The organism is Dechloromonas sp. ARDL1 (assembly GCF_051122455.1).
Classification (GTDB): Bacteria; Pseudomonadota; Gammaproteobacteria; order Burkholderiales; family Rhodocyclaceae; genus Azonexus.
Window position 1 is genome coordinate 1,666,480 of the sequence record NZ_CP168939.1, and the last position, 22,635, is coordinate 1,689,114.

At 54.1% G+C, this 22,635-nt stretch carries 19 protein-coding genes; 13 read left to right on the forward strand and 6 right to left on the reverse strand.

Annotation, left to right across the window (positions count from 1 at the left end):
• Positions 1-113 precede the first annotated feature (113 nt).
• The 5 genes from AB6Q56_RS08230 to AB6Q56_RS08250 are packed head-to-tail and all read right to left on the reverse strand — an operon-like array spanning position 114 to position 4,553.
• Positions 114-1,559: a hypothetical protein gene (locus tag AB6Q56_RS08230; protein WP_434516579.1), complete on the reverse strand. Its 1,446-nt coding sequence runs from the start codon at positions 1,557-1,559 to the stop codon at positions 114-116.
• Between the two features lie 37 nt (positions 1,560-1,596).
• Positions 1,597-2,637, reverse strand: coding sequence for a GNAT family N-acetyltransferase (locus AB6Q56_RS08235; protein WP_434516580.1), 1,041 nt, complete (start codon positions 2,635-2,637; stop codon positions 1,597-1,599).
• Positions 2,634-3,476 (reverse strand): hydrolase 1, exosortase A system-associated, encoded by an 843-nt coding sequence (locus tag AB6Q56_RS08240; RefSeq protein WP_434516581.1) that lies wholly within the window; start codon positions 3,474-3,476, stop codon positions 2,634-2,636. Before AB6Q56_RS08240 ends, AB6Q56_RS08235 begins: the two co-directional genes overlap by 4 nt.
• Positions 3,469-4,296, reverse strand: coding sequence for a hydrolase 2, exosortase A system-associated (locus AB6Q56_RS08245; RefSeq protein ID WP_434516582.1), 828 nt, complete (start codon positions 4,294-4,296; stop codon positions 3,469-3,471). The genes AB6Q56_RS08240 and AB6Q56_RS08245 overlap by 8 nt, the downstream gene beginning before the upstream one ends.
• A gap of 5 nt (positions 4,297-4,301) precedes the next feature.
• Positions 4,302-4,553 (reverse strand): acyl carrier protein, encoded by a 252-nt coding sequence (locus AB6Q56_RS08250; RefSeq protein WP_434516583.1) that lies wholly within the window; start codon positions 4,551-4,553, stop codon positions 4,302-4,304.
• An 81-nt stretch (positions 4,554-4,634) separates the two neighbouring features.
• Here AB6Q56_RS08250 and AB6Q56_RS08255 point away from each other — a divergent pair, with 81 nt between their 5' ends.
• The 13 genes from AB6Q56_RS08255 (at position 4,635) to AB6Q56_RS08315 (ending at position 21,552) form a co-directional block, all read left to right on the forward strand.
• A complete protein-coding gene (locus tag AB6Q56_RS08255; RefSeq protein ID WP_434516584.1) occupies positions 4,635-6,236 on the forward strand; it encodes an acyl-CoA ligase (AMP-forming), exosortase A system-associated in 1,602 nt (533 codons plus the stop codon).
• 23 nt (positions 6,237-6,259) lie between these two features.
• The gene (locus AB6Q56_RS08260; protein ID WP_434516585.1) at positions 6,260-7,507 is read left to right on the forward strand and encodes a pyridoxal-dependent decarboxylase, exosortase A system-associated; all 1,248 of its coding nucleotides are present in this window, start codon (positions 6,260-6,262) and stop codon (positions 7,505-7,507) included.
• A 252-nt stretch (positions 7,508-7,759) separates the two neighbouring features.
• A complete protein-coding gene (locus AB6Q56_RS08265; protein ID WP_434516586.1) occupies positions 7,760-9,127 on the forward strand; it encodes a TIGR03013 family XrtA/PEP-CTERM system glycosyltransferase in 1,368 nt (455 codons plus the stop codon).
• A 124-nt stretch (positions 9,128-9,251) separates the two neighbouring features.
• A complete protein-coding gene (locus AB6Q56_RS08270) occupies positions 9,252-9,581 on the forward strand; it encodes a transposase (RefSeq protein WP_434517123.1) in 330 nt (109 codons plus the stop codon).
• A complete protein-coding gene (gene tnpB / locus AB6Q56_RS08275; RefSeq protein WP_434513754.1) occupies positions 9,578-9,925 on the forward strand; it encodes an IS66 family insertion sequence element accessory protein TnpB in 348 nt (115 codons plus the stop codon). The genes AB6Q56_RS08270 and tnpB overlap by 4 nt, the downstream gene beginning before the upstream one ends.
• Before the next feature lie 52 nt (positions 9,926-9,977).
• Positions 9,978-11,513, forward strand: coding sequence for an IS66 family transposase (tnpC, locus tag AB6Q56_RS08280; protein ID WP_434513753.1), 1,536 nt, complete (start codon positions 9,978-9,980; stop codon positions 11,511-11,513).
• Between the two features lies 1 nt (position 11,514).
• The gene (locus AB6Q56_RS08285; RefSeq protein ID WP_434513752.1) at positions 11,515-12,108 is read left to right on the forward strand and encodes a plasmid pRiA4b ORF-3 family protein; all 594 of its coding nucleotides are present in this window, start codon (positions 11,515-11,517) and stop codon (positions 12,106-12,108) included.
• A 134-nt stretch (positions 12,109-12,242) separates the two neighbouring features.
• Entirely contained in the window at positions 12,243-14,354 is a 2,112-nt protein-coding gene (gene prsK / locus AB6Q56_RS08290; protein ID WP_434516587.1) for an XrtA/PEP-CTERM system histidine kinase PrsK, read from the forward strand.
• On the forward strand, positions 14,351-15,706 hold the full coding sequence (prsR, locus tag AB6Q56_RS08295) for a PEP-CTERM-box response regulator transcription factor (protein WP_434516588.1): 1,356 nt from the start codon (positions 14,351-14,353) through the stop codon (positions 15,704-15,706). The genes prsK and prsR overlap by 4 nt, the downstream gene beginning before the upstream one ends.
• A 16-nt stretch (positions 15,707-15,722) precedes the next feature.
• Positions 15,723-18,503: an XrtA/PEP-CTERM system TPR-repeat protein PrsT gene (gene prsT / locus AB6Q56_RS08300; protein WP_434516589.1), complete on the forward strand. Its 2,781-nt coding sequence runs from the start codon at positions 15,723-15,725 to the stop codon at positions 18,501-18,503.
• Between the two features lie 103 nt (positions 18,504-18,606).
• Complete coding sequence (locus AB6Q56_RS08305; RefSeq protein WP_434516590.1) at positions 18,607-19,887, forward strand: nucleotide sugar dehydrogenase; 1,281 nt, start codon at positions 18,607-18,609, stop codon at positions 19,885-19,887.
• Between the two features lie 10 nt (positions 19,888-19,897).
• Positions 19,898-20,812 (forward strand): lytic transglycosylase domain-containing protein, encoded by a 915-nt coding sequence (locus AB6Q56_RS08310; RefSeq protein ID WP_434516591.1) that lies wholly within the window; start codon positions 19,898-19,900, stop codon positions 20,810-20,812.
• Positions 20,813-20,859: 47 nt separating this feature from the next.
• Positions 20,860-21,552 carry a S1C family serine protease gene (locus tag AB6Q56_RS08315; RefSeq protein WP_434516592.1) on the forward strand — a complete coding sequence of 231 codons (693 nt, stop codon included), beginning with the start codon at positions 20,860-20,862 and terminating at the stop codon, positions 21,550-21,552.
• A gap of 34 nt (positions 21,553-21,586) precedes the next feature.
• On the opposite strand, the gene AB6Q56_RS08320 is transcribed toward AB6Q56_RS08315, so the two are convergent.
• A complete protein-coding gene (locus AB6Q56_RS08320) occupies positions 21,587-22,615 on the reverse strand; it encodes a nucleotidyltransferase domain-containing protein (protein ID WP_434516593.1) in 1,029 nt (342 codons plus the stop codon).
• Between the last annotated feature and the right edge of the window lie 20 nt (positions 22,616-22,635).

A 22,635-nucleotide genomic window follows, 5' to 3' on the forward strand; every position in this document is an offset into this window, starting at 1 on the left:
ACAGTAGAGTTTTCCTGCCAAATACCCGGCCGGGCCCGCGGAAGGTTTGAAGCAACGAGGGCGTATTGTACGTTCATGACGATCAAATCATCGTGAAAAAAACCACGCCGCCTTCAACAGGCCGAGCCCTCTTCGAGAGCCCCCGGCTGCGTCCCTTCTGCTCGTGGTTTGCGACAAAAATCGTCAGCAACATGCTTATGCCTCGGAATACGATCCGGGCGCTTCTTCCAACTTAAATCGAGTGCGTCAGGATTTTGAAAAACCTCGCTCATGCTGCGGCGTTCGGAGAACTCTTCGCGTAGGCTGCCGCCTTTCCTGGCACGCACCACGCCCTCGTACAGATTACCAAACAGCATGGCGCTCGATTTCTCCCCGCGAACATCGATCCCGCCAGTATTAATCAAGGTGTTGTGCGCCACGAAGGAATTGGCACTTCTGTTGATATCAATCCCGACGTCATTGCAGTGCGCCACGATATTGTTGATTGCCCTTCCGCCGTCATGCTCGGTAACGCATTGCTTGTCACGGCAGTATTGCTGCCCGCTTTCCCCGCCGCCAAATGAAACCCCAACCCGCGTTCCCGGAGCTGATATCTCGCTGGCACTACAGACGACCAGATTGCGTTCAATGCGCCCGCCAAACCCAGCGCCCTTCATGAAAATACCGAAACTAGTTGCCCGCGGATCGCTCTTTGCAAAATTCGCCACATAGTTGTCCTGAACCCGCCAACGACTCGCTCCCACAATATCGATCGGCGTCACGGGACGTTGGGTATGGCGCGGCCCGCTGTTACGCAAGGTGTTTAACTCGATCAAGCCATCGTCAGGCCAGTCTTCGCGGTAACCGTTGACCTTGATATGCGCTGCAAAATCCTCAATCAGGTTATTCCGCAGGATAAAGTTCCGGGCCTTACCCGTGATATGGAACGCATGCTCACAGTAGTCGTGGTTATCGCAGCTACCACGTATATGCAGATTCTCGAAATGCCAGTGAGGTTGATTGAGCTGGAATGCCTCACTGACAACGACCTCGATCAGGACACTACCGGCTTGAGATGCAAAAACCAGGATCGGTTTTTCCGCCAACCCCGGATTGCTCCCCCCGAGAATTGCATTGATACGGTAGGTGCCGGGAAGAATCTCGATTCGCTGACCGGCCACCGCCTGTCGCATCGCGTTTTGCAACTCGGCAACGCTGGCGACGCGAAAGTCTGCGCTGCTTGATTCGATACGCGCCTGTGAATTCCAACCCTTGCCCAATACTGGCAGCAAGTTATTCGGGACCGGACGCTCGTAGAATGGCTGTACGAAGTCGAGCACCGGTATGGCAATGAACTCCAACTTGGGATGCCCCGCCAATCGTTGCCGAGCATGTCGAATCAACTCTCCGGGAGTGCGATCCAGTGTGAGTGATGCCCGCAGCATCAGGACATCTTTTATGTATCGCTGAATATCGCCGGGGACCCAATCGGTAAAAGAAAATACCGAAAAAATCAGTACCAACAGCAGAAGCAAGCTAGCGAAAAGGACAACGGCGAATCGCCTCAGAGACTTGATCATATGTTGCTCCCCGGTGCATTGTTGGCTGACAAGCACATTACCGAAAAAGTTCTTTTTTCAGTGTGCCCAAGCGATGCCGAACCAAACCTGCGACGCCGGCAACAAAGCGGGGATTAAACGCGATGAGGCCATACCGCTCCCGACGATGACTCATCCAATCCCGTTTGTAAGGATCGTCGCCCATCAGATAATCCACTTCGGACACCTTATCCACATCAATCACATGGCGCATCAAATGGGCCGTGAGCACAGTCCCGACCGACGTGTGGGCGTACTCGCCGTCGTAAGCAAGTTTCACGATCATTGCCTTACCGGAAGCAACCAACCAGAGCTGCGCGGCAATCGGCCTGCCGTCAAGGCGCGCGATACCGAGACGTAGCCATCCTTGTTCAGCTGCAAGTCGACACAAACCGGGAATGAACTCCGGATACGGCTCGGGAACCTTCCAGCTCTTTTGATATACCGTCGTGTAGTCCGAAACTGCGGCGGATAAGTCTCGCCCTCCGGTAATAATGTCTATTTGAAAACCTGGATGTCTCTTGAGTTTTGCGTGTGCCCTGCGGATGGTACTGCGTAAAGCGCCCGGCCGTTGAGCGAGATATTCCTGATAACTCAAGGGATTCACCAGAAGATACCAGTTGCCAAAGCAGAAGAAGCGATCAACGACCCAGCCAGCTGCTTGAAGACTTCTGGAGACGATCTCCCAATCCGGAGTCCCCAGGATCATCGGTTGAATTCTGGCTTCATGGAAACGGAATCTGCGTTCCCGAAGGCAGGATAACTGCTCTTTTAGAACCTCTTCATCAATCGGTGAGTCACCACACAACCCGAAAACCGGGCTGTAGTATGTCGCCAATGAAAGTAATTTTCCCGGTCGCTCCGGAGTACGCATCAAAAACAGATTAGCCGACGACCGCCCCCCCAAGCTTGTCACCTCAGCCCCTTCTGGCAAAGCCGTTTGCGCCAGCAGGGAAAACCACGCCGTGGTTAGGTGAGGATCATTAGCGACGCGCAAACTATCAGGCACAGCCAGGTTGTTTGAGAACGCAATGGGAGTAACAAAAGCAGGAGGGCTCACGATCTGCCCAGTCGTGTATCGAGCCAAGCGATTGTTGCTTGCTCGACATTTTGCCGATGCGCTTGCGACGAGAACGTGTGGTTAGCATCGGGCAACTCGATCAATGTCACTCGATCCCTTCCCGGCATTTCGGTGCGAAACGTATTCCACCAAATCATGAATTCGCGCGCGGTAAAATCCTGGCCGCTCAAAATGAGCAAGGTTTCACCCCGATACTTGCACCAAGCCTCCCGCATGTGTTGCTGGAAACTATCGCTCTCTTTTTCCTCGACACCTAATCTTGCCCTTAAGGTCGACCAAAAACCGGCCAAGGTTGAACCTAACGACAATCTCCCACTGAACAGTTTTGACCAAAATTCGCGCTGCAGCAGGCGCTGCGCGTAATAATGCCGAATTCTCGTCCGTGCCAGCGTTTTCTCAGATCGCACCCAGGGATTGAGTAAGACCATCCCCGCCACTCTGGGATCGCCTCTTCGCTGCAAATACAGCAAACTGGCGGATGCCGCATCGCAAAGCCCCCACAGTACGATCTGTTCAAGTGCCGGAAGCGCAGAAAAAAAAGCGTCTATGGCCGCCTGTATATCGTCATCGATCCGATCGAAGCCTGGATGTACCCCGTCGCTATCCCCTACCCCTCGTTGATCAAAACGCAGGCATGCATACCCGGCATCAGCCAAAGCGCGCGCTAACAAGGTGAACTGACGGTGACTTCCGACACGGTACTGTGGTCCGCCAACGATGATCAATATACCAATCTTGGTAACACTTCCCGGCTGGGACAATATGCCGAGAAGTTCGGCATTGCCACAATGAAACGCGAGCGGGTGCTCTTCAAGCATTTTCAGTTCCGGTCATCAGTGCCACCGTTTCATCGATTAGCGCAGGCACAAGCTCTATTTCGCCGGTCTGCCAAAACGGCGCCCCCGGCAATGCGCGGTAACACACAGCCGAACCAGCTGCTTGCAGTTGTGCAAGCACAGCCTTGGTAGCAGGCGCTTGCGGCGATTGGGTTTCGCTGCCAATCTCCAGCCAGAAAACACGCTTCGACCTGTAGTCTGAAGGACACGTCAGCGGGACACGTGACAACTGATCCGCCATTGCTGCGGATAAACGATACCCCGCTACCTCAACAGTTCCACCCGCGGCCAGTCGGGAGCGCATATCCGAGAGTTTTTCCTTGCCATGCCCGGACATCAAGTCACCGGCGACAGCAAGACGCAAAAAATCCCTGACAACATTTGCTCCGGAAAGAACGGGCTGCCAGAAGAGTAATGCCGTCTCGAAGACCTGCCTGCGTGCAATATCGGAAGCAAGGAGGGCTCCACATCGCAACCCCCATAAGCACAGCCCCCCCGGGGAGTTTTCCCGCAACCAATCAAGCGCGAGTTGGCCATCGGCCAGCCAATCCGCCCAGTTCGCGTCCGCGAAATCGCCGGAACTGTCGCCACAACCGAACAAATCGATCTGAAGAACATCGAAGCCCGCCGCAGCCAGTTCACGAACCTGCAGAGCAATCATGCGCCGACTCTTGTTGAGCTCCTCGGCGAACGGATGCAGATAAAGCACTGCCGCTCTCGCAGGTTGCTGCAGCGACGGGGTAAAAATACAAAAGCGCTGCCCTTTTTCAGCTGGGAGAAAAAAGGCTTGGCGCTGTGTCAACTAACTTACCCCGAAAAATGCCCCTGGACGAAATCGACCAACGTTCCGACAGTAGCGAATACAGCACCGTCAATATCATCGTCGTCAATCGTCAGGCCCAGTCTTGCTTCAAGTCCACTGATAATCGCCAAAACTGCCATGGAATCAAGCTCGGGTAGTGCACCAAGCAGCACTGTGTTGCGCGAGAACTGCAAGGCCCGCCCCTTCAAGCTCATCGCATCGTCAAGTATGGCCAATACTTCCTGCTCAATGTTCAAGGCAGCTCCAAGACATTTTGTTTGAGACGCGGCATTATAGGGCCATTACCTGCTTGTCCTGCTACAGGTCATTGCCTCGTCATGCTTGAGACCAACTTGCTACACCATCTTCCTTTGGCTTCCGCCAGCCGTTCCCCGGATTCAATCGCTTTGACCTACGGCAACGAATCCGTCTGTTACGCAGATCTGGCCCGGCAAATGGAACAATTCGCCAGCAGCCTGATTTCATTGGGTATACCTCGGTCTGCCCGGATTGCAATCTACCTGGAAAAATGCCCCCAAATGGTGATCTCATGCTTTGGGGCAGCAGCGGCCGGCTGTGTTTTTGTGCCAATCAACCCTTTGTTGAAACCCGAACAGGTTGCTCACGTTCTGAAAGACTGTGAAGCGCAGTGCCTGGTCACATCGTCGCAACGGCTTTTGCTTTTGGCTAACCAATTAAACGTCTGCTCCTCGGTACGGCACGCGATCGTTCCGGAATACTCAGACCCCATCGATGAACTGCCAAAAACCTTGACTGTTCTATCTTGGCAGGCGTTCATCAAGCAGCCGCAGACATCTGTGCATCGCGTAATCGACACGGACATGGCAGCGATTTTGTATACATCTGGCAGCACAGGCAAACCCAAAGGTGTAGTTCTGTCACATCGAAATCTGGTGGTAGGTGCCCAAAGTGTGGCCAGCTATCTGGAGAACCATGCCGGGGATACCCTCCTCGCAGCCCTGCCCTTGTCGTTTGACGCCGGATTCAGCCAACTGACAACCGCCTTTCACGTCGGCGCCCGGGTCGTACTGCTGAATTACTTGCTACCCCGCGACGTAGTCAAGGCCATCGAACGCGAAAAAGTCACCGGATTGACAGCCGTGCCTCCGCTTTATATCCAATTGGCACAAATATCCTGGCCAGAAGGCGCTACCAATCATCTACGCTATTTTGCAAACACCGGCGGGCGCATGCCGCTTGAAATACTGAATGCCCTACGGCGACAATTGCCGAGCAGCAAACCTTTCCTGATGTATGGCCTGACCGAAGCCTTCCGCTCGACATTTTTGCCGCCCTCCGAGGTCGAGCACAGACCGGACTCGATTGGCAAGGCCATCCCCAATGCCGAAGTCCTGGTTCTCCGCGAGGATGGGACACCCTGTGCGCCAAACGAGCCGGGAGAGCTTGTTCACCGAGGAGCACTTGTCAGCATGGGTTACTGGAACGACCCAGAAAAAACGGCTGAGCGTTTCAAGCCGCTGCCGACAGCCGTGCCGGGACGAGCGTCGGGACTCGTGCTTCCGGAGATTGCCGTTTTTTCTGGAGACACCGTGCGTTCCGACGAACAAGGTTTTCTATATTTCATCGGTCGCCGGGATGAAATGATCAAGACATCAGGCTATCGAGTCAGCCCGACCGAAGTTGAGGAAGTACTCTATGCCACGCAACTCGTCAGCGAGTGCGTCGCCTTCGGTATAGATGATGGGCGCCTCGGCCAAGCCATCCAGGTAGTTGCCACGCCTGCAACCGGCACACGTCTGGATGAAGCAAAACTGCTTGCCGAGTGCAAATCGCGGATGCCGGCCTATATGGTGCCCGTCGGCATAGACATCAGAGTGGGCCCGTTGCCCAGAAACGCTAACGGCAAAATCGACCGCAAAGCGCTGAAAATCCGTTGGCTAGAGAATTACGCCTCCTAACTGCCCCCCGCTCAAGAACCCCCATGACCAACAGCGCTACCCGCACACCCCCGGTCCACGTACCGATGACACACTTCGCCGAAGTCAATGGTGAGCTAATGATCAACAGGCTGCCGCTCTCGCGAGTCGCTGCACGCGTGGGCCAAACCCCGTTCTACGCCTATGATCGAAGCATCATACAAACACGCGTGGCGAAACTTCGCGCTGCGCTACCCAACGGCATCAAGCTGCACTATGCCATGAAGGCGAATCCCATGCCCGCAGTCGTTGGACTGATGGCAGAACTGGTGGATGGCATAGACGTGGCTTCTGCCGGAGAATTGAAAGTCGCGCTGGATTCAGGAGCCAATCCGCATGAAATCAGCTTTGCCGGCCCCGGCAAGCGGGATACCGAATTACGACAATCGGTCGCCGCCGGCATACTGGTCAATATCGAGTCGTTTCGAGAAGTTGGTTTGCTGGCTGCCATATCCGAGGAACTTGGCTACCCGGCGCGCGTAGCTGTCAGAGTCAACCCCGAGTTCGAGCTAAAAGGCTCTGGAATGAAGATGGGTGGAGGACCGAAGCCATTCGGCGTGGACGCTGAACGGGTACCGCAACTGCTCACGGAGATTGGTGCTGCCGGTCTCGAATTCGAGGGCTTCCACCTCTTCACTGGCTCACAAAACCTCAAGGCGGAAGCCATCTGCGAAGCCCAGCAAAACTCTTGGGCACTCGCCCGCCGCTTGGCCGATCACGCACTATCGCCAGTACGCTCACTGAACCTGGGTGGCGGTTTCGGCATTCCTTACTTCCCTGGTGAACAGCGATTGGACTTGGCAACTATTGGGGATAACCTGAATGTCCTCATAGAACGTACGGCCAGCGAGATGCCACAAGCGAAAATTGTGCTTGAACTCGGACGATATCTGGTCGGCGAGGCCGGTCTCTATGTCACCCGTATCATCGACCGCAAGGAATCTCGAGGCCTGACGTATCTCGTAGTTGATGGTGGGCTCAACCACCACCTTTCCGCCTCGGGTAACTTCGGTCAGGTACTTCGCAAGAACTATCCCGTGAGCATCAATAATCGAACGGACAAGCATAACAATGAGACCGTTAGCATCGTCGGCCCGTTGTGCACCCCCTTGGATCTATTGGCCGACCGAATAACACTACCAAAGGCAGAAATCGGTGATCTTGTAGTCATTTTCCAATCCGGTGCCTACGGAGCCAGTGCCAGCCCCCAGGGATTCCTGGGGCACCCAGTTGTCCTTGAAGTCCTGGTGTAAGTCGCCCAACCCTTCGGTAGGTTATTGCAAACCCGGAGTGATTCAATTCAATGCACTTTACATCTAATGCCAAAGGGGAACGATCAGGCTAAAATGCCACCTCACTTTGCTGCAACGCAGCAACAAAAAATCAATCTTTACTGCTAGCAGTCCGCTTTCATTGCCGCATGTCAAACCCAGCGTGAAATACTCCACGAGCATCATGATCAGCGAAACCTATAATGCGCCATATCACCACGGCAGAGAATCGAAATGATTCGAATTTTTAACCACTGGATGCGCGCCCGAGTATTCGGGCAGATGCTATTCGACCTTTCATTCATCATCGTCGGTCTGATCATCGCTATCATGTGGGTTGGTCATGGGCTCCCCGTGAATATTACTCAAGTGGTCGTTTATGGCGGCTTACTTGGAGTTGTCATGCTATTGATCAATGCATGGCTTGGTTTCTACGAACGGCACCACAACCGTAATGTCAGTGAAACCCGTGCCCGAGCAGTACTCTCCCTCTATCTCGCCGTCCCCCTGGCCTACGCTATCTTTGCGCTCTTACCAATGACTTCCCTAAACAAGGAATTCGTTCAACTGTCTGCCATGTCCGCCATCTTTGGCATGCTAGTGACGCGGGTCAGCGCTACCCATAATGCCAGTACTTCCAAGGCAATCAGCCGCCGAATCCTTGTTTTTGGAACCGGAGCACGTGCCATCGATGTCAAGCGCGCACTGAACAAGGCAGACCCGGCAGCAGAAATCGTTGGGTTTTTCCCAAGCCCGGTTGAAGAAGAGCACGCAATTCCGAGCAATCTGATTCTTTCCCGTACGACATCGCTCACGGACACCGCCAAAGAACTCAAGGCTGATGAAATTGTAGTTGCAATCACCGAACGACGCGGAGGAGCCATGCCCTTGCGCGAACTTTTAGATTGCAAGCTTCATGGCATCAAGGTACTTGATCTGGCCAGTCATTTTGAGCAAACCTTAGGCCAAATTCGACTGGATTCTCTCTATGCTGGATGGCTTATTTTCGGAGATGGCTTCCGACAAGGGACATTGAGAACGGTCGTCAAACGTCTATTTGACATTGTCTGTGCCTTGATTCTAATCACCTTGGCCCTGCCGGTCATGTTGATTGCAGCCATTGCTATCGTGATCGAAAATGGCTTCCCGATTCTCTATCGTCAGGAACGTGTTGGACTGAATGGGCGTTTGTTCAAGGTCATCAAATTCCGCAGTATGCGTAATGACGCGGAAAAGGATGGGAAGCCGGTATGGGCCAAAGCGAAGGACGATCGGGTCACCAAAGTTGGCCGCATCATTCGAAAAATCCGTGTAGATGAATTGCCGCAGCTCTTCAGCGTTCTCAAGGGCGACATGAGCTTGGTTGGCCCGCGTCCGGAGCGCCCTTTCTTTGTCGACCAACTGACAAAGGAAATCCCCTTTTACGCCGTTCGCCACAGTGTCAAACCCGGAGTTACAGGTTGGGCTCAGGTACGCTACCACTATGGCGCCACCGTCGAAGACTCTGCCGAAAAGCTTCAGTACGATCTCTACTATGTAAAAAATCACTCCCTTTTCCTTGATCGTAAGCGTCCTTTCATGGCCGTCTGGCGAATAGTTTGAAACAGAGAGAAAGTGGTGCCCGCCAAACAAAGTAGCGGGGATCATTTTGGAGACAGCAGAGGTTGTTAGCGGCGGACGGCGTGGCCGGCCGAATTATCCGCTTGAATTCAAGCGCCGATTGGCCGTGGAAGCTTGCGAGCCCGGGGTGTCGGTGGCGAAGCTAGCGCTGCGGTACGGGCTGAACACGAACATGGTGTTCAAGTGGCGGCGGCAATATCGGGCGGGGCAGTTCGAGATACAGGGCGACTCCAAGGCCGTTGGGATACAGCCTCAGCCCCTGTTCCTGCCCGTAATTGCAGAACCGGCGGGCGACACAAAGGCCACCAAGGCGACGATCACCGCGGCGGCGGGATATATCGAGATCGTCCGGGGCCAGACCAGCGTTCGTGTGTGTGGCGATGTCACGGCCTCGGCACTGCATCTGGTACTGGATTGCCTGGCGTCCAGGGAATGATCGGACTGCCGGTAGGAACGCAGATCTGGCTGGCGGCCGGCGTGACTGATATGCGCCGTGGCTTTGATGGACTGGCTGCCATTGCCCAGGAGCAATTGGCGGCAGACCCATTCAGCGGTCACGTCTTCGTGTTTCGTGGCCGGCGCGGCGACCTCGTCAAACTGCTCTGGTGGGATGGCGATGGTCTGTGCCTGTTTGCCAAGCGGCTCGAACGCGGGCGCTTCATCTGGCCGAATGCCACCGATGGGCGAGTTCATCTGAGCAAAGCCCAACTTGCCATGCTCCTGGAAGGGATCGACTGGCGGCGTCCTGCGCGTACCTGGCAGCCCGAGCGGGCGGCGTAAAGCCGGCCTGCGGGGGCTGTTCACTGCCCCTGAATTCCCGTAGACTTCGGTCATGCCCAAGCCAGACCAATCCTCTACCAGCCAGGCTTCCTGCGAAGTCGATAAGCTGCGCCAGCAGGTTGAAAGGCTGCTTGAGGAGAACGCCCGTCTGAAGCTGCTCGTCGCCAAGTATCGTCGCCTGCACTTTGGCCAGAAATCGGAAACGCTGGCGCAATTGGGGCAACTCGATCTTGGGCTGGCGTTCGAGCCACTGCCGCTCACGCCGGCTTCGCCGATATCGTCCGCGCCGGATAAACCGGCCGACACGCCGCGAATCAGGAACCGCAAGCCCTTCCCGGAAACAGCGCCCCGCGAAACGGTGACGCATATGCCGACGGCAGAGTGCTGTCCGGATTGTGGCGGGCAATTTACGCACCTCGGTGAGGACGTTTCGGAAATGCTCGAGTACGTGCCAGCCAGTTTCAAAGTGATTCGCCATGTGCGGCCGAAACTGGCCTGCACCCGGTGTGATCACATTGCCCAAGCGGCGGCCCCCGCCCGTCCGATTCCCCGCGGCTTTGCCGGTCCTGCCCTGTTGGCTCACGTGCTGGTCGGTAAGTTCTGCGATCACTTGCCGCTGTATCGGCAAAGCGCCATTTATGCACGCAGCGGTCTGGACCTGGACAGGGCACTCCTGGCCGAATGGGTTGGACATTGCCATGACTTGCTCTCGCCGCTGGTGGATGCGATCCGGCGTTATGTCCTGGGCGGCAGCAAGGTACATGCCGATGACACACCGTTACCAGTGCTCGCGCCGGGCAAGGGGCGAACCAAGACCGCAAGGCTGTGGACGTATGTGCGGGATGATCGCCCAGCGGGAAGTGGCGATCCGCCAGCAGTCTGGTTTGCCTACTCGGAAGATCGCAAGGGACAACATCCCCGTGATCATCTGAAATCCTTCCGCGGCATCCTGCAAGCCGATGCTTATAGCGGGTTCGATGCCTTGTACGAGATTGGCAAGATTCAGGAAGCCGCCTGCTGGGCGCACGTCCGGCGCAAATTCGTCGATGTCTATCGGGCCCAGGCTTCGCCCATCGCGGCCGAGGCCATTGCCCAGATTGCCGAGCTGTATGCCGTCGAAAGTCAAATCCGTGGCCGATCGCCCGGTGAGCGGCAGGTCATTCGTCAAGTGCAAGCCTATCCCTTGCTCAAGATCATGCATGCCTGGCTCGACGCTCAGCGCCAGCGGATATCACGCAAATCCGGCCTTGCCGATGCAATCAGCTATGCGCTCAATCACTGGTCTGCGTTGATCCGCTATGCCGCAGATGGCCGAATCGAGATCGATAACAATGCGGCAGAGCGTGCATTACGCGGAGTCGCTTTGGGGCGAAAGAACTACCTGTTCGGCGGCTCGGATGTCGGCGGCGAGCGCGCAGCCAGCATGTATTGCCTGATCGGTAGCGCGAAACTCAATGGGATTGATCCCGAGGCTTACTTGCGGACAGTCCTGACCCGGATTGCCGAGCATCCGATCAATCGGATTCATGAGCTACTCCCGTGGAATCTTTACCCCGATCACGCCACCGTTGAACAGAAAGCTGCCTGAAATGAGTAACGTCATTGCGCTGAAGAAGCCCAGAGCCAAGAAGATTCCCGATCTGCTGCAACTGAAGATTGAGCTGGCCTGGATCAAGCCGACCATCTGGCGGCGCATCCTGGTGCCGGAGTCGATCACGCTGGGCAATCTACATCAGGTCCTGCAAGTCACCTTCGGCTGGTGCGATTACCACTTGCACGAGTTCGACTTTGGTGGCAAGCGCTTCGGCATTCCCGACCCCGAATTCGATTGGGAGCCAGTTCGCCCGGAGACACGAGTCCAGCTCAAAACCGCCTTGGGCGGCATGAGTTCGTTCAAGTACATCTACGACTTCGGCGATCACTGGGAACACCGGGTCAAGGTCGAGAAGAAATTGCCAGGCGATCCCGAATTGAGCCACCGTGCCATGCTCCTGAAAGCCGCGAATGCCACACCTCCGGAAGATGTCGGTGGCGCGCCCGGTTACGCAGACTTCGTGGCAGCCATGACCGACCCCAACCATCCCGAGCACCAGTCGATGTCCGAATGGCACGGCGATGCCTTCGATCCCGCATTCGTGGACGTCGTCGCCATTAGCCTCGCTTTACACGACCTGAAAATCTGATTTCAAGACGGCTTCGGGACGACGCTTACCCTTGATCTGCTTGTCCTTTTTGAAACAGTAGGAGTGGTTCTGACCGGCAAGGGCGCCCAATAGCCTCACTCTTGTCCTCTACTTTAGAAACACACTAGGCGGGTATGGACAGCGAAACCGCATCCTTGCTGGCTTGGAGCTTTGGGGCTGCTGGCGTAGGTTATAGCCTCCTGGCTAGCTACCTAGTCTCGCTTGGCGCCCAATGGCGGGTTGGTCGGCGCGCCCGCGTCATGCTCTTGGCGGTTGTTTTCGGGGCTCTCTGGGCTGGCATTAGCTTTGCCGCCCTGACAACGCGAGAATCCAACCTCCTATTCCTTGCATCAGCAATCGATATCGCTCTGTACGCGTCTTGGTATGCGTTTATCTATTTTCTGCTGACTCCCAGAGCAACCGAAAGGGCTACAGCAGTATCGTTACCTGGCTGGTTGATGCCAGCCTGCGCTCTTACGATTATCGGAGGCCTCACACTCCATCTATTTTTCATCAGCAGACTGCTAGAAGGAGCTGAGTGGACAAGAACCTATTATTTTCATGGCTTGGCAAAGCCAGTACTTGGACTAATTCTCCTTGAACAACTATTCCGCAATGTTGCGGATGATGCCCGTTGGAATATCAAACCTCTGTGTGTAGCACTTGCTGGACAAATGATGTTTGATGTCTATCTATACTCGGATGCCTTGATGTTCCAGCACATTGATGCGGACGCAGCTATGGCGAAGGGCTTAGTTCATACCATTACCCTACCCCTGCTATTTATTGCGTCACTGCGCGGTCGTGACTGGACCTCGAAAATCCGTCTCTCACAGCGCGCAGCCTTCCATTCAGCCACATTGCTGGCCGCGGGTCTTTATCTGCTACTGATGTCTGTGGTTGGCTACTATGTTCGCTATTTCGGTGGCGAATGGGGGCGTGCATTCCAATATGCACTCGTATTTGCAGGTCTCATGACCTTGGGCATATTGCTGATATCAGGGTCTATGCGCGCAAAAATACGGGTGCTGATCGGTAAGCATTTCTTTACTTACCGTTACGACTACCGTGAGGAATGGCTGCGTTTTACCCAAACCCTTGCCGCACAGGACAATCCTCAGGCAATGGGCGAACAAGTTATTCGCGGGCTGGCCAATATGGTCGAAAGTCCTGCGGGAAGTTTATGGCTTCACGATGGACAAGGCATTTTCTGCCAGGCGGCACGCTGGAACCTGCCTGCCAGTGAAGGAACAGCCAGCACCAACAGCCCACTAATCCTATTTCTTGTGGAAAGTGGCTGGGTGGTCAATCTGGAAGAGTTTCGTGCTTACCCAGCCCGTTACGGCGACCTGGAAATTCCGCCATGGCTCTCTGACATACCCAATGCGTGGCTCATCATTCCTCTGATGGTTGGCTCGGAGTTGCAAGGTTTTGCCATTCTCGCCAGTTCACGCACCCAGATGGATGTGAATTGGGAAGTGAATGACCTCCTACGAACGGCAGGCTGCCAAGCAGCTAGCTTTATCGCGAAAATGCAGGCGACGGAGGCTCTCCTCGAAGCGCGTAAATTCGATGCATTCAATAAAATGTCCGCTTTCGTTGTACACGATCTCAAAAACATCGTAACCCAACTGGCTCTCATGCTGAAAAATGCCGAGAAACACCGACACAATCCGGAATTTCAGGATGACATGCTGATGACTGTCGAACATTCGGTAGAGCGGATGCGGCAATTGATGATGCAATTGCGCGAAGGGGCGACTCCCCCTGGATCAGCTGTTGGTGTTAATCTTCCCGATGTCATTGAGCAGATTCGCAGTGACAAGGCGCGACAGGGTCGCATAGTTACCACGCAAAGCGACACTCCACTAATGACACGCGGGCATCGCGAAAGACTGGAAAGAGTTATCGGACACTTGGTTCAAAACGCCCTGGACGCCACACCGGCAGACGGTGCGGTATGGATCAGCCTTGACCGTATCGGTGACCGTGCCCACCTTGTAGTTGGCGACACAGGACACGGCATGAGCCCAGAGTTCATACGTGATCGATTGTTCAAACCTTTCCAAACCACGAAAGATGCCGGAATGGGAATTGGTGCCTATGAAAGCGCTCAATACATCCGCGAACTCGGAGGAGAATTGCTGGTGGACAGCACACCGAATGTAGGCACAAAAATTACCCTTGTTCTGCCCATATTGGAAATCCGGCAACGCTCCGACCTACATGCACAGGAGGCTGCATGAGCGGAGAAAAAAATCGCCCTCTTCTGATCGTTGAAGATGATCCGGCACTACAAAAGCAGCTCCGTTGGTCGTTTGATCAGTACGAAACACTGACCGCGGGCGACCGCGAAAGTGCTTTGGCTCAAATTCATCGACACCAACCACCGGTAGTGACGATGGATTTGGGCCTCCCTCCAGATGCAGACTCAGTCTCTGAAGGCTTTCGACTGCTTGAGCAAATAATTTCCATCGCGCCGGATACCAAGGTCATCGTACTTACCGGGCAAAACGATCAGGCCAATGCCTTGCGTGCGATTGCACTCGGTGCTTACGATTTTTTTGCCAAACCGTTTGCGCCAGAATTGCTGTCATTGACTATTGATCGCGCCTTTCGTCTCCACGAGCTTCAGCAAGAGAACCGGCGCTTGCAATCCATGCAGCACCCGACTGCTCTGGGCGGCCTGTTGACCCGAGATGCAGGCATGCAAAAAATTTGCCGCACCATCGAAAAAGTTGCCAGTAGCAACGCCACTGTTCTGTTGCTCGGTGAAAGTGGCACAGGTAAGGAAGTTTTGGCTCGTGGTCTTCACGAAGCTTCACCGCGAAAAAACACCCGCTTTGTTGCAATCAACTGTGCCGCAATCCCGGACAATTTGCTTGAAAGCGAATTATTCGGTTACGAAAAAGGCGCCTTTACAGGTGCAGCCAAGACAACGCCAGGCAAGATTGAGTCCGCGAATGGCGGAACGCTCATGCTGGATGAAATTGGTGATCTGCCGATAGCCTTGCAGGCCAAATTGCTGCGTTTCCTTCAGGAGCGGGTAATCGAGCGTCTAGGTGGGCGACAAGAAATCGCCGTTGATGTGCGAATTGTTTGTGCAACCCACCAAGACCTCAAGGCGCACATCAAGGAAGGCCGCTTCCGCGAGGATTTGTACTACCGTCTTGCTGAGATCGTCGTAGACATTCCGCCACTACGCAACCGGGATGGTGATGCGGCACTGCTAGCCCACGCCTTTGTCCATCGTTTTGCCGATGAACACAAACGGGGCAGCATGACACTGACTGAGGATGCTGTAAGAGGAATCGAAGCCTACTCATGGCCAGGAAACGTCCGCGAATTGGAGAACGCTATCAAGCGCGCGGTAATCATGGCCGATGGACAGCAGATTACCCGTGAAGATATCGGACTGGAGCATCTCAATGTTGCCAATGACTTCATTGACCTGCGCCAAGTCCGAGAGGATGCTGAAAGGCGTGCAGTCGCCCTCGCCATCTCCCGTGCTGATGGCAACATTGCTCGCACTGCAGAAATCTTGGGGATCAGCCGCCCAACACTTTATGACTTGATGCACCGACTTGGCCTCAAATAATTTTTCGCAGACTGGAATGATCATGATTTTTCGCCAATCAAGAATTACTGCCTTGGTCTCTGCTGCATTGCTTGCCGCCACCTTGGGCGCATGCGGTGATGACAGCCCGGAAAAGCTGATTGCTTCAAGCAAGGACTACTTGGCCAAGAACGATGGCAAGGCTGCTGTCATTCAGTTGAAAAATGCCATTCAACAGAACCCTAATCTCCCCGAGGCGCGCTTCCTGCTTGGCAAAGCGCTGTTCGAGAGCGGCGATATTGCCGGTGCCGAAGTGGAACTACGCAAGGCGTTCGATCAGAAATATGCTCCGGAACAAACGGTCCCACTCCTAGCAAAAGTTGTACTGGCAACCGGGCAGGCCAAGAAAGTCACTGACGAATTTGGAAAGCTTAGCGTTCCCCCGGGAGAATCAGCCGCTGATCTCAAAACGACGCTAAGTATCGCCTACCAGGCCCAAGGCCAGCGCGACTTGGCCAGCGATGAACTTACGGCAGCTCTCTCGGAAAAAGCAGACTACGCACCAGCCCAATTAGCGACCGCTCGCATGAAGGCAAGCAATAACGATATGGCTGGTGCAAAAACCATTGTTTCCTCTGTTTTACTCGCGAATCCGAAGAACCACGATGCACTACTCCTCGCCGGAGCGTTGGCTGCTTCCAATGGGCAATCCGATGAAGCACTGCTGAGTTTTCGCAAGGCCATTGAAGCCAAGCCCGATTTCATTGGCGCACATGTCGCGGCGATTAATCAACTCCTGCAGCAGCAAAAGCTGGATGACGCGATCAAGCAATTCGACACTCTCAAGAAGCTAGCTCCCAAACACCCGCAAACGCTTTTTCTCGAAACCCAACTCGCATACCAGCGCAAAGACTACAAAGCGGCACGTGAGCTAGCTCAACAGTTGATCAAACTTGCCCCGAACAACCCCTTAACCCTCCAACTGGCCGGTGCCATCGAATATCAACTGCAATCCTTTGTTCAAGCAGAAACCTATCTGACTAAAGCCCTACAAACAGCACCGCAACTGCCACTTGCCCGCCGCATCCTGCTGGCCAGTTACCTGCGCGCCGGCCAACCGGCGAAGGCTTTGGCTACCTTACAACCCGTACTTGGACATATTGACCAGGACGCCACATTGTTATCCCTTGCTGGCGAGGTATACCTGCAAAATGGCGATGCGGGAAAAGCTGCCGAGCATTTTGCAAAAGCCAGCAAGCTTGATCCGAATGATGCAGCAAAGAAAACCTCATTGGCCTTGGCCCAAATGGCCCAAGGGCAAGTGGACATGGCCTTCAATCACTTAGAACAGATTGCCACGACCGACAAAGGCACCAGCGCCGACCTCGCGTTAATCGCAGCTCATCTACGTAACAATCAAGTTGATAAGGCGCTGAAGGCGATTGATGCGCTCGAGAAAAAACAACCGGACAACCCTGCTACATTCAATCTTCGAGCACGCACCCTGCTAGCCAAGAATGATATTGCGGGAGCACGCACTGCTTTCGACAAGGCGCTCGCGCTTAATCCAGCGTTCTTTCCCGCTGCAGCGAGTCTGGCGGCACTTGATCTAGCCGACAAAAAAACTGACGACGCACGGAAACGTTTTGATGCGGTGCTTGCTGCCGACCCCAAGCATATCCAGGCCCTCCTGGCTCTTGCCGAACTCCGTGCCAATAACGGAGGCTCTTCAGATGAAGTTTCGAGCCTGATCAACAAGGCGGTGACTGCAAACCCCACGGAGGCAGCGCCTCGTATCGCCTTGACTCAATACTGGTTGCAGCAGAAAGACAACAAGAAGGCGCTGACCGCAGCCAACGATGCCGTCGCCGCCTTCCCGGAAAAGCCGGAAGTCCTTGATGCACTGGGCCGCGCCCAGCAGATCTCTGGCGACCTGAATCAAGCACTCAATACCTACGGCAAATTGGCAGGACTACAACCGATGTCACCCATGCCCTACTTGCGGCTTGCTGAAGTTCATATTGCCAACAAAAGCAAGGATGAGGCCGCCAAGAGTCTGAAGAAGGCCCTAGAGATCAAGCCAAACCTGATTGAGGCACAACGTGCTTTAATTCTTCTCGCTCTCGACGGAAAACGCACAAATGAAGCGCTATCCATCGCTCGCGATGTACAAAAACAACGTCCTAAGGAAGCCGTAGGTCTGGTTCTCGAAGGCGATATCCAAGCTTCACAGAAAAACTGGAGTGAGGCGATCACTGCCTATCGCAATGCGCTGAAGACATCACCTCTCACCGAGCTTGCCATCAAGACGCACACCACGATCATTACTTCGGGCAACGCCAGCGAAGCCGACAAATTTGCGGCTCAGTGGAATAAGGATCATCCGAAAGATGCGGCCTTCCGCATGCACTTGGGTGATCTAGCAACGGCGCGCAAGGACTATCAGGTTGCTACCCAGCACTATAATGCGGCCTTGGCTCTGCAACCCAACAACGCCATGGTTCTAAACAATCTGGCTTGGGTTCTGGGAGAACAGAAGCAAACCAAGGCATTGGAGTTCGCCGAGAAGGCCAATCAACTGGCTCCCAATCAGCCTGCGTTCATGGATACCTTAGCCATGCTAATCGCAGCGAAAGGTGACTCCAACAGAGCCATAGAAATATTGAAGAAGGCAATGACCCTGGCACCACAAGCCGCAGCCATCCAGCTGAACCTTGCCAAGGTGCTAATCAACGCCGGCCAGAAAGACGAAGCCCGTAAGGAACTCGAGGCCTTGGCAAAATTGGGTGAGAAGTTCCCCGAGCAGGACGAGGTCATTCGTTTGCAAAAGAACCTATGATCCAAATTTAGCTCTTTCCAGATTGTGAGCGTGTCAAAACTCACATTGCCATAAACGTATACCAGTTAGTTTTTTAGATAGTCATTACATACAGGAAATGCACATGACCACTATTGCAGTCGTTGGCTTGGGTTACGTTGGTTTGCCCCTTGCCGTAGAGTTCGGCAAGAAATTCCGCACCATAGGTGTGGATCTGTCGCACGAAAAAGTAGAAAGCTACAAACAATTTATTGACCCAACCGGCGAGGTCAGTACCGAAGACCTTCAGGCGGCAACGAAATTATTGGTAACAACCGATGCTGGTGCGCTAAAGGATGCTGATTTCGTCGTCGTTGCCGTCCCAACACCCGTCGACGACGCACATCAACCAGATTTCAGCCCACTAATTGGTTCGTCAACGGCAGTCGGTCGCAATCTGAAGCAAGGCGCCATCGTTGTTTATGAGTCTACAGTTTACCCGGGTGCAACCGAGGAGGTCTGCATCCCTATCCTTGAAAAGGAATCCGGCAAAATTTGGAAGAGGGATTTCTTCGTCGGCTACTCCCCTGAGCGTATCAATCCAGGTGACAAGGAGCGGACCGTAACCAAGATCGTCAAAGTCGTTTCTGGCGACACACCGGAAACGCTAGCCAAGGTAACAGAAATCTACGGCAGCGTGATTAGTGCCGGTGTCTACCCTGCCTCCAACATCAAAGTCGCTGAGGCAGCCAAGGTCATAGAAAACACACAACGTGACCTTAACATCGCCTTGATGAACGAATTGGCAATCATTTTCGACAAAATAGGCATCGATACCCTGGAGGTATTGCAGGCTGCGGGCACCAAGTGGAATTTCCTCCCTTTCCGCCCCGGTCTTGTCGGTGGTCACTGCATCGGAGTCGATCCGTATTACCTGACACACAAGGCTCAGAAGCTAGGCTATCACCCTGAAGTCATTCTCGCCGGGCGCCGGATCAATGATGGTATGGGCAAGTTCGTGGCTGAGCAGACTATCAAAATGCTGATCCGTGCTGGTCACCCGATTAAGGATTCCCCGATTATCGTGCTCGGTCTCACGTTCAAGGAAGACTGTCCGGACCTGCGAAACTCGCGCGTTATCGACGTCATCCGGGAACTTGAGTCCTATGGCGCCAAGGTCATCGTGCATGACCCCGTCGCCGATGCCGCCGAAGCCCATCACGAGTATGGCGTTGATCTTGTCACTTGGGAAAACCTTCCCAAAGCGGCAGCCATTGTAGCTGCGGTCAACCACAAGCAATACAAAGCCCTTCCAGTAACCGAATTCGTGTCTAAACTGGAATCGGGTGGCGTCATTGCCGACGTCAAGAGCATGCTGGACTACCAAGCCTTCAAAATGGCCGGGGTTTCTGTCTGGCGTTTGTAACGGAGGAGTCATGCAGCGCGCAAAGGATCACGTTACTCGCCAAGCTCCTTTGGTAATTTGCGCGCTGCTGGTAGCTGCTTTTTTATGCAAGCCTGCACAGGCCAGCTCCCAAACCGATCGTGACAAGGTGCTTGCGCTACGCGCAGAAGCGAAAGCCTATGAGTACGGCAGCGGGCAAGCACGAAATCCAGACAAAGCCGTCGAATTCTATTGCGAAGCGGCTCACCTTGGTGATGCCGAAGCCCAATACAGTCTAGGCTGGATGTATGCCATGGGGCGTGGCATTGATCGCAACGACTCCGCTGCAGCCTATTTCTTTACACTCGCCGCCCAACAGGGGGATTCCTTGGCGGTACGAATGCTCAAGCAGGTTGGCCCCCCGCCAAACAAGCCTCCGGATTGCATTGCCAATATTCTTGCCAGGTTTGATGCACAAGGCCATGACATCATCGCCAAAGCGGTTCCTGAGCATCGCAAAGTCATGAACCTGGTGCAACGGCTTGCTCCCGAATATGGAGTATATCCGCGGCTGGCAATGGCTATCATTCGCGCTGAATCAAACTTCAACCCTGCCGCGGTTTCGCCCAAAAATGCGCAAGGCCTTATGCAGCTAATTCCAGAAACAGCCGAACGCTTCAATGTCAAAAAGCCCTTCGATCCCGAGCAAAATATTCGCGGAGGACTCGCCTACCTGCGCTGGCTCCTTGCCTACTATGAGGGCAACATTGCTCTAGTGGCAGCTGCTTACAATGCGGGCGAAGGCACTGTGAATCGCTACGCCGGCATTCCTCCTTACGCAGAAACTCAAGGCTACGTAAAGCGAATCAGGGAGATATTCAAGAAGGAGGAACACCCCTTCGACGCCCAAATAACCCCCCCTTCGCCCGACCTCCCCCGCATCCTCAATGCCAAAAGATTGATGTGAGTTTCCCCTCCTATCTTGCGTGGGCAATTTGTTGCCTGTTATCTGCAATGAGCGCAGCACGTGCCGACCTACCCGATCTTGTCGACAAGATCAGGCCATCAATCGTCGCCATCGGTACCTATAAGAAAACCCAGAGTCCCCCCTTCGTTTTCCGTGGCACCGGCTTCGTGTTCGGTGATGGCAATCAGGTCGCCACCAACGCTCATGTGCTACCCAATATGAGTGCTCCCGACGACCCTGTTCTCGCCGTATTGATTCGCAGCAAAGGGAGCGAAGGCACTCTGCGCCTTGCCAAAATTGTTCAACGCTTTCACGAACGCGACCTTGCCGTCATCCGCATTGACGGCCCTCCTCTGCCCGCATTAAAGCTAGGTGACTCAACCACAGTACGCGAAGGCCAGAGCATCGCCTTCACAGGCTTTCCCATTGGTGGCGCACTAGGCTACTCACCGGTCACCCATCGAGGCATCGTCTCGGCCATCACCCCCATCGGCATACCGGGTGGAAATGCGAGCCAGTTGAATCCGCAACTGATCCAACAAATCAAACGGGGGGTATTCGATGTCTTCCAGCTTGATGCTACCGCCTATCCTGGAAATAGTGGCAGTCCGGTATATGAAATCGAATCAGGAACTGTAATCGGGGTAATCAATATGGTCTTCGTGAAAGGGAGCAAAGAAGCAGCGATTACATCCCCCTCAGGAATAACCTATGCGATCCCAGCCAATCATCTAAAGTGATATAGAGCAATTCCGTAAAGACTGGGAGATTCAACTACTCGGTTGTCGACTTGCTTTCTTTGCCGCCCAGTCTAGCCAGCGACTTAACCGACAAATGATAAACAAGAAGACCTAATGGCATCTTTAGCCAGTGCGATCGCAGGTAGACCATCACTCGCGCAACCCCACTCCCGAACCGCTCACAAGAAGCATGCTTCGGAAGTAATGCACGGTCGTAACAAAAATCCATCAATGCCGAACCCTGAGCCGAATAGCTTTCCAGTTTTCTCAAAAACGCTTGAGGAAAAACCGTATGAAACTTTCGCCGAGAGTAGCGTACCGCATAGAGAAGAGGAACCATCAATCCCAAGTACTGAGCCCTAATCAGCAGATCGTTCCAGAAGGATGGTAAAGCACCAAACTCCCCAAACATGAGGTGCAAGTCATGTAAATCCCTCAGCCCATGTGCTAGCTCTCCCTCGTGGAACAGATGAGTGGCGCTATGGAGCAACATGTCTGTCTCCTGAAGAACATAGAGATTTGTACACCCGTCGACCAAGACAATATGCTCTAGCAACCCTTGGGTATTCACCTTGATCCTTGCTGTACGGGGAAGAATCGCATGGTGCAAGTCTAGAGTGGTATTTCGTTTAACATGAACCAGGGGCGGGATTTCGTGCATCCATTTTCGGTAGTAGGCCTCATCGTAGGCTGACTGTTTGGCTGGTTGCCAACCATAGATTGAGAAAGCTTTCTCCGCCATCGCAAGGTCGTCATCGCCAACCAGAATATCGACATCAGAAAAGGTTCTACCTACCGCCAATGCCTTTCCGGTGGCCACATAGGCAGCCCCCTTTAATAGTATTGCTCGCAACCCCGAAGCCCGGATCGCCTCATCAATATAGACAATTTCCCGCCGAACAGCATCTTGCTGCCGCTCAACCAACAATTTCGCGGCCTGCAAGTGGCGCGTAGGGGCCTCTGGAACACTATCTACCAGCCCAGAGAGAGCAATCTCTCGCCAAAGCCTTCCTAACAAATCTGCACTTCTTGCCTGTCTGATTAGCAAGTCCCAATCACTCAAGCAGAGCGATGAAACCTGTT

Coding starts and splice junctions, on each gene's coding strand:
- AB6Q56_RS08230 (WP_434516579.1), bottom strand. CDS start 1,559: ATGATCAAGTCTCTGAGGCGATTCGCCGTTGTCCTTTTCGCTAGCTTG.
- AB6Q56_RS08240 (WP_434516581.1), bottom strand. CDS start 3,476: ATGCTTGAAGAGCACCCGCTCGCGTTTCATTGTGGCAATGCCGAACTT.
- AB6Q56_RS08255 (WP_434516584.1), top strand. CDS start 4,635: ATGCTTGAGACCAACTTGCTACACCATCTTCCTTTGGCTTCCGCCAGC.
- AB6Q56_RS08260 (WP_434516585.1), top strand. CDS start 6,260: ATGACCAACAGCGCTACCCGCACACCCCCGGTCCACGTACCGATGACA.
- AB6Q56_RS08265 (WP_434516586.1), top strand. CDS start 7,760: ATGATTCGAATTTTTAACCACTGGATGCGCGCCCGAGTATTCGGGCAG.
- tnpB (WP_434513754.1), top strand. CDS start 9,578: ATGATCGGACTGCCGGTAGGAACGCAGATCTGGCTGGCGGCCGGCGTG.
- tnpC (WP_434513753.1), top strand. CDS start 9,978: ATGCCCAAGCCAGACCAATCCTCTACCAGCCAGGCTTCCTGCGAAGTC.
- AB6Q56_RS08285 (WP_434513752.1), top strand. CDS start 11,515: ATGAGTAACGTCATTGCGCTGAAGAAGCCCAGAGCCAAGAAGATTCCC.
- prsK (WP_434516587.1), top strand. CDS start 12,243: ATGGACAGCGAAACCGCATCCTTGCTGGCTTGGAGCTTTGGGGCTGCT.
- prsR (WP_434516588.1), top strand. CDS start 14,351: ATGAGCGGAGAAAAAAATCGCCCTCTTCTGATCGTTGAAGATGATCCG.
- prsT (WP_434516589.1), top strand. CDS start 15,723: ATGATCATGATTTTTCGCCAATCAAGAATTACTGCCTTGGTCTCTGCT.
- AB6Q56_RS08305 (WP_434516590.1), top strand. CDS start 18,607: ATGACCACTATTGCAGTCGTTGGCTTGGGTTACGTTGGTTTGCCCCTT.
- AB6Q56_RS08310 (WP_434516591.1), top strand. CDS start 19,898: ATGCAGCGCGCAAAGGATCACGTTACTCGCCAAGCTCCTTTGGTAATT.
- AB6Q56_RS08315 (WP_434516592.1), top strand. CDS start 20,860: ATGAGCGCAGCACGTGCCGACCTACCCGATCTTGTCGACAAGATCAGG.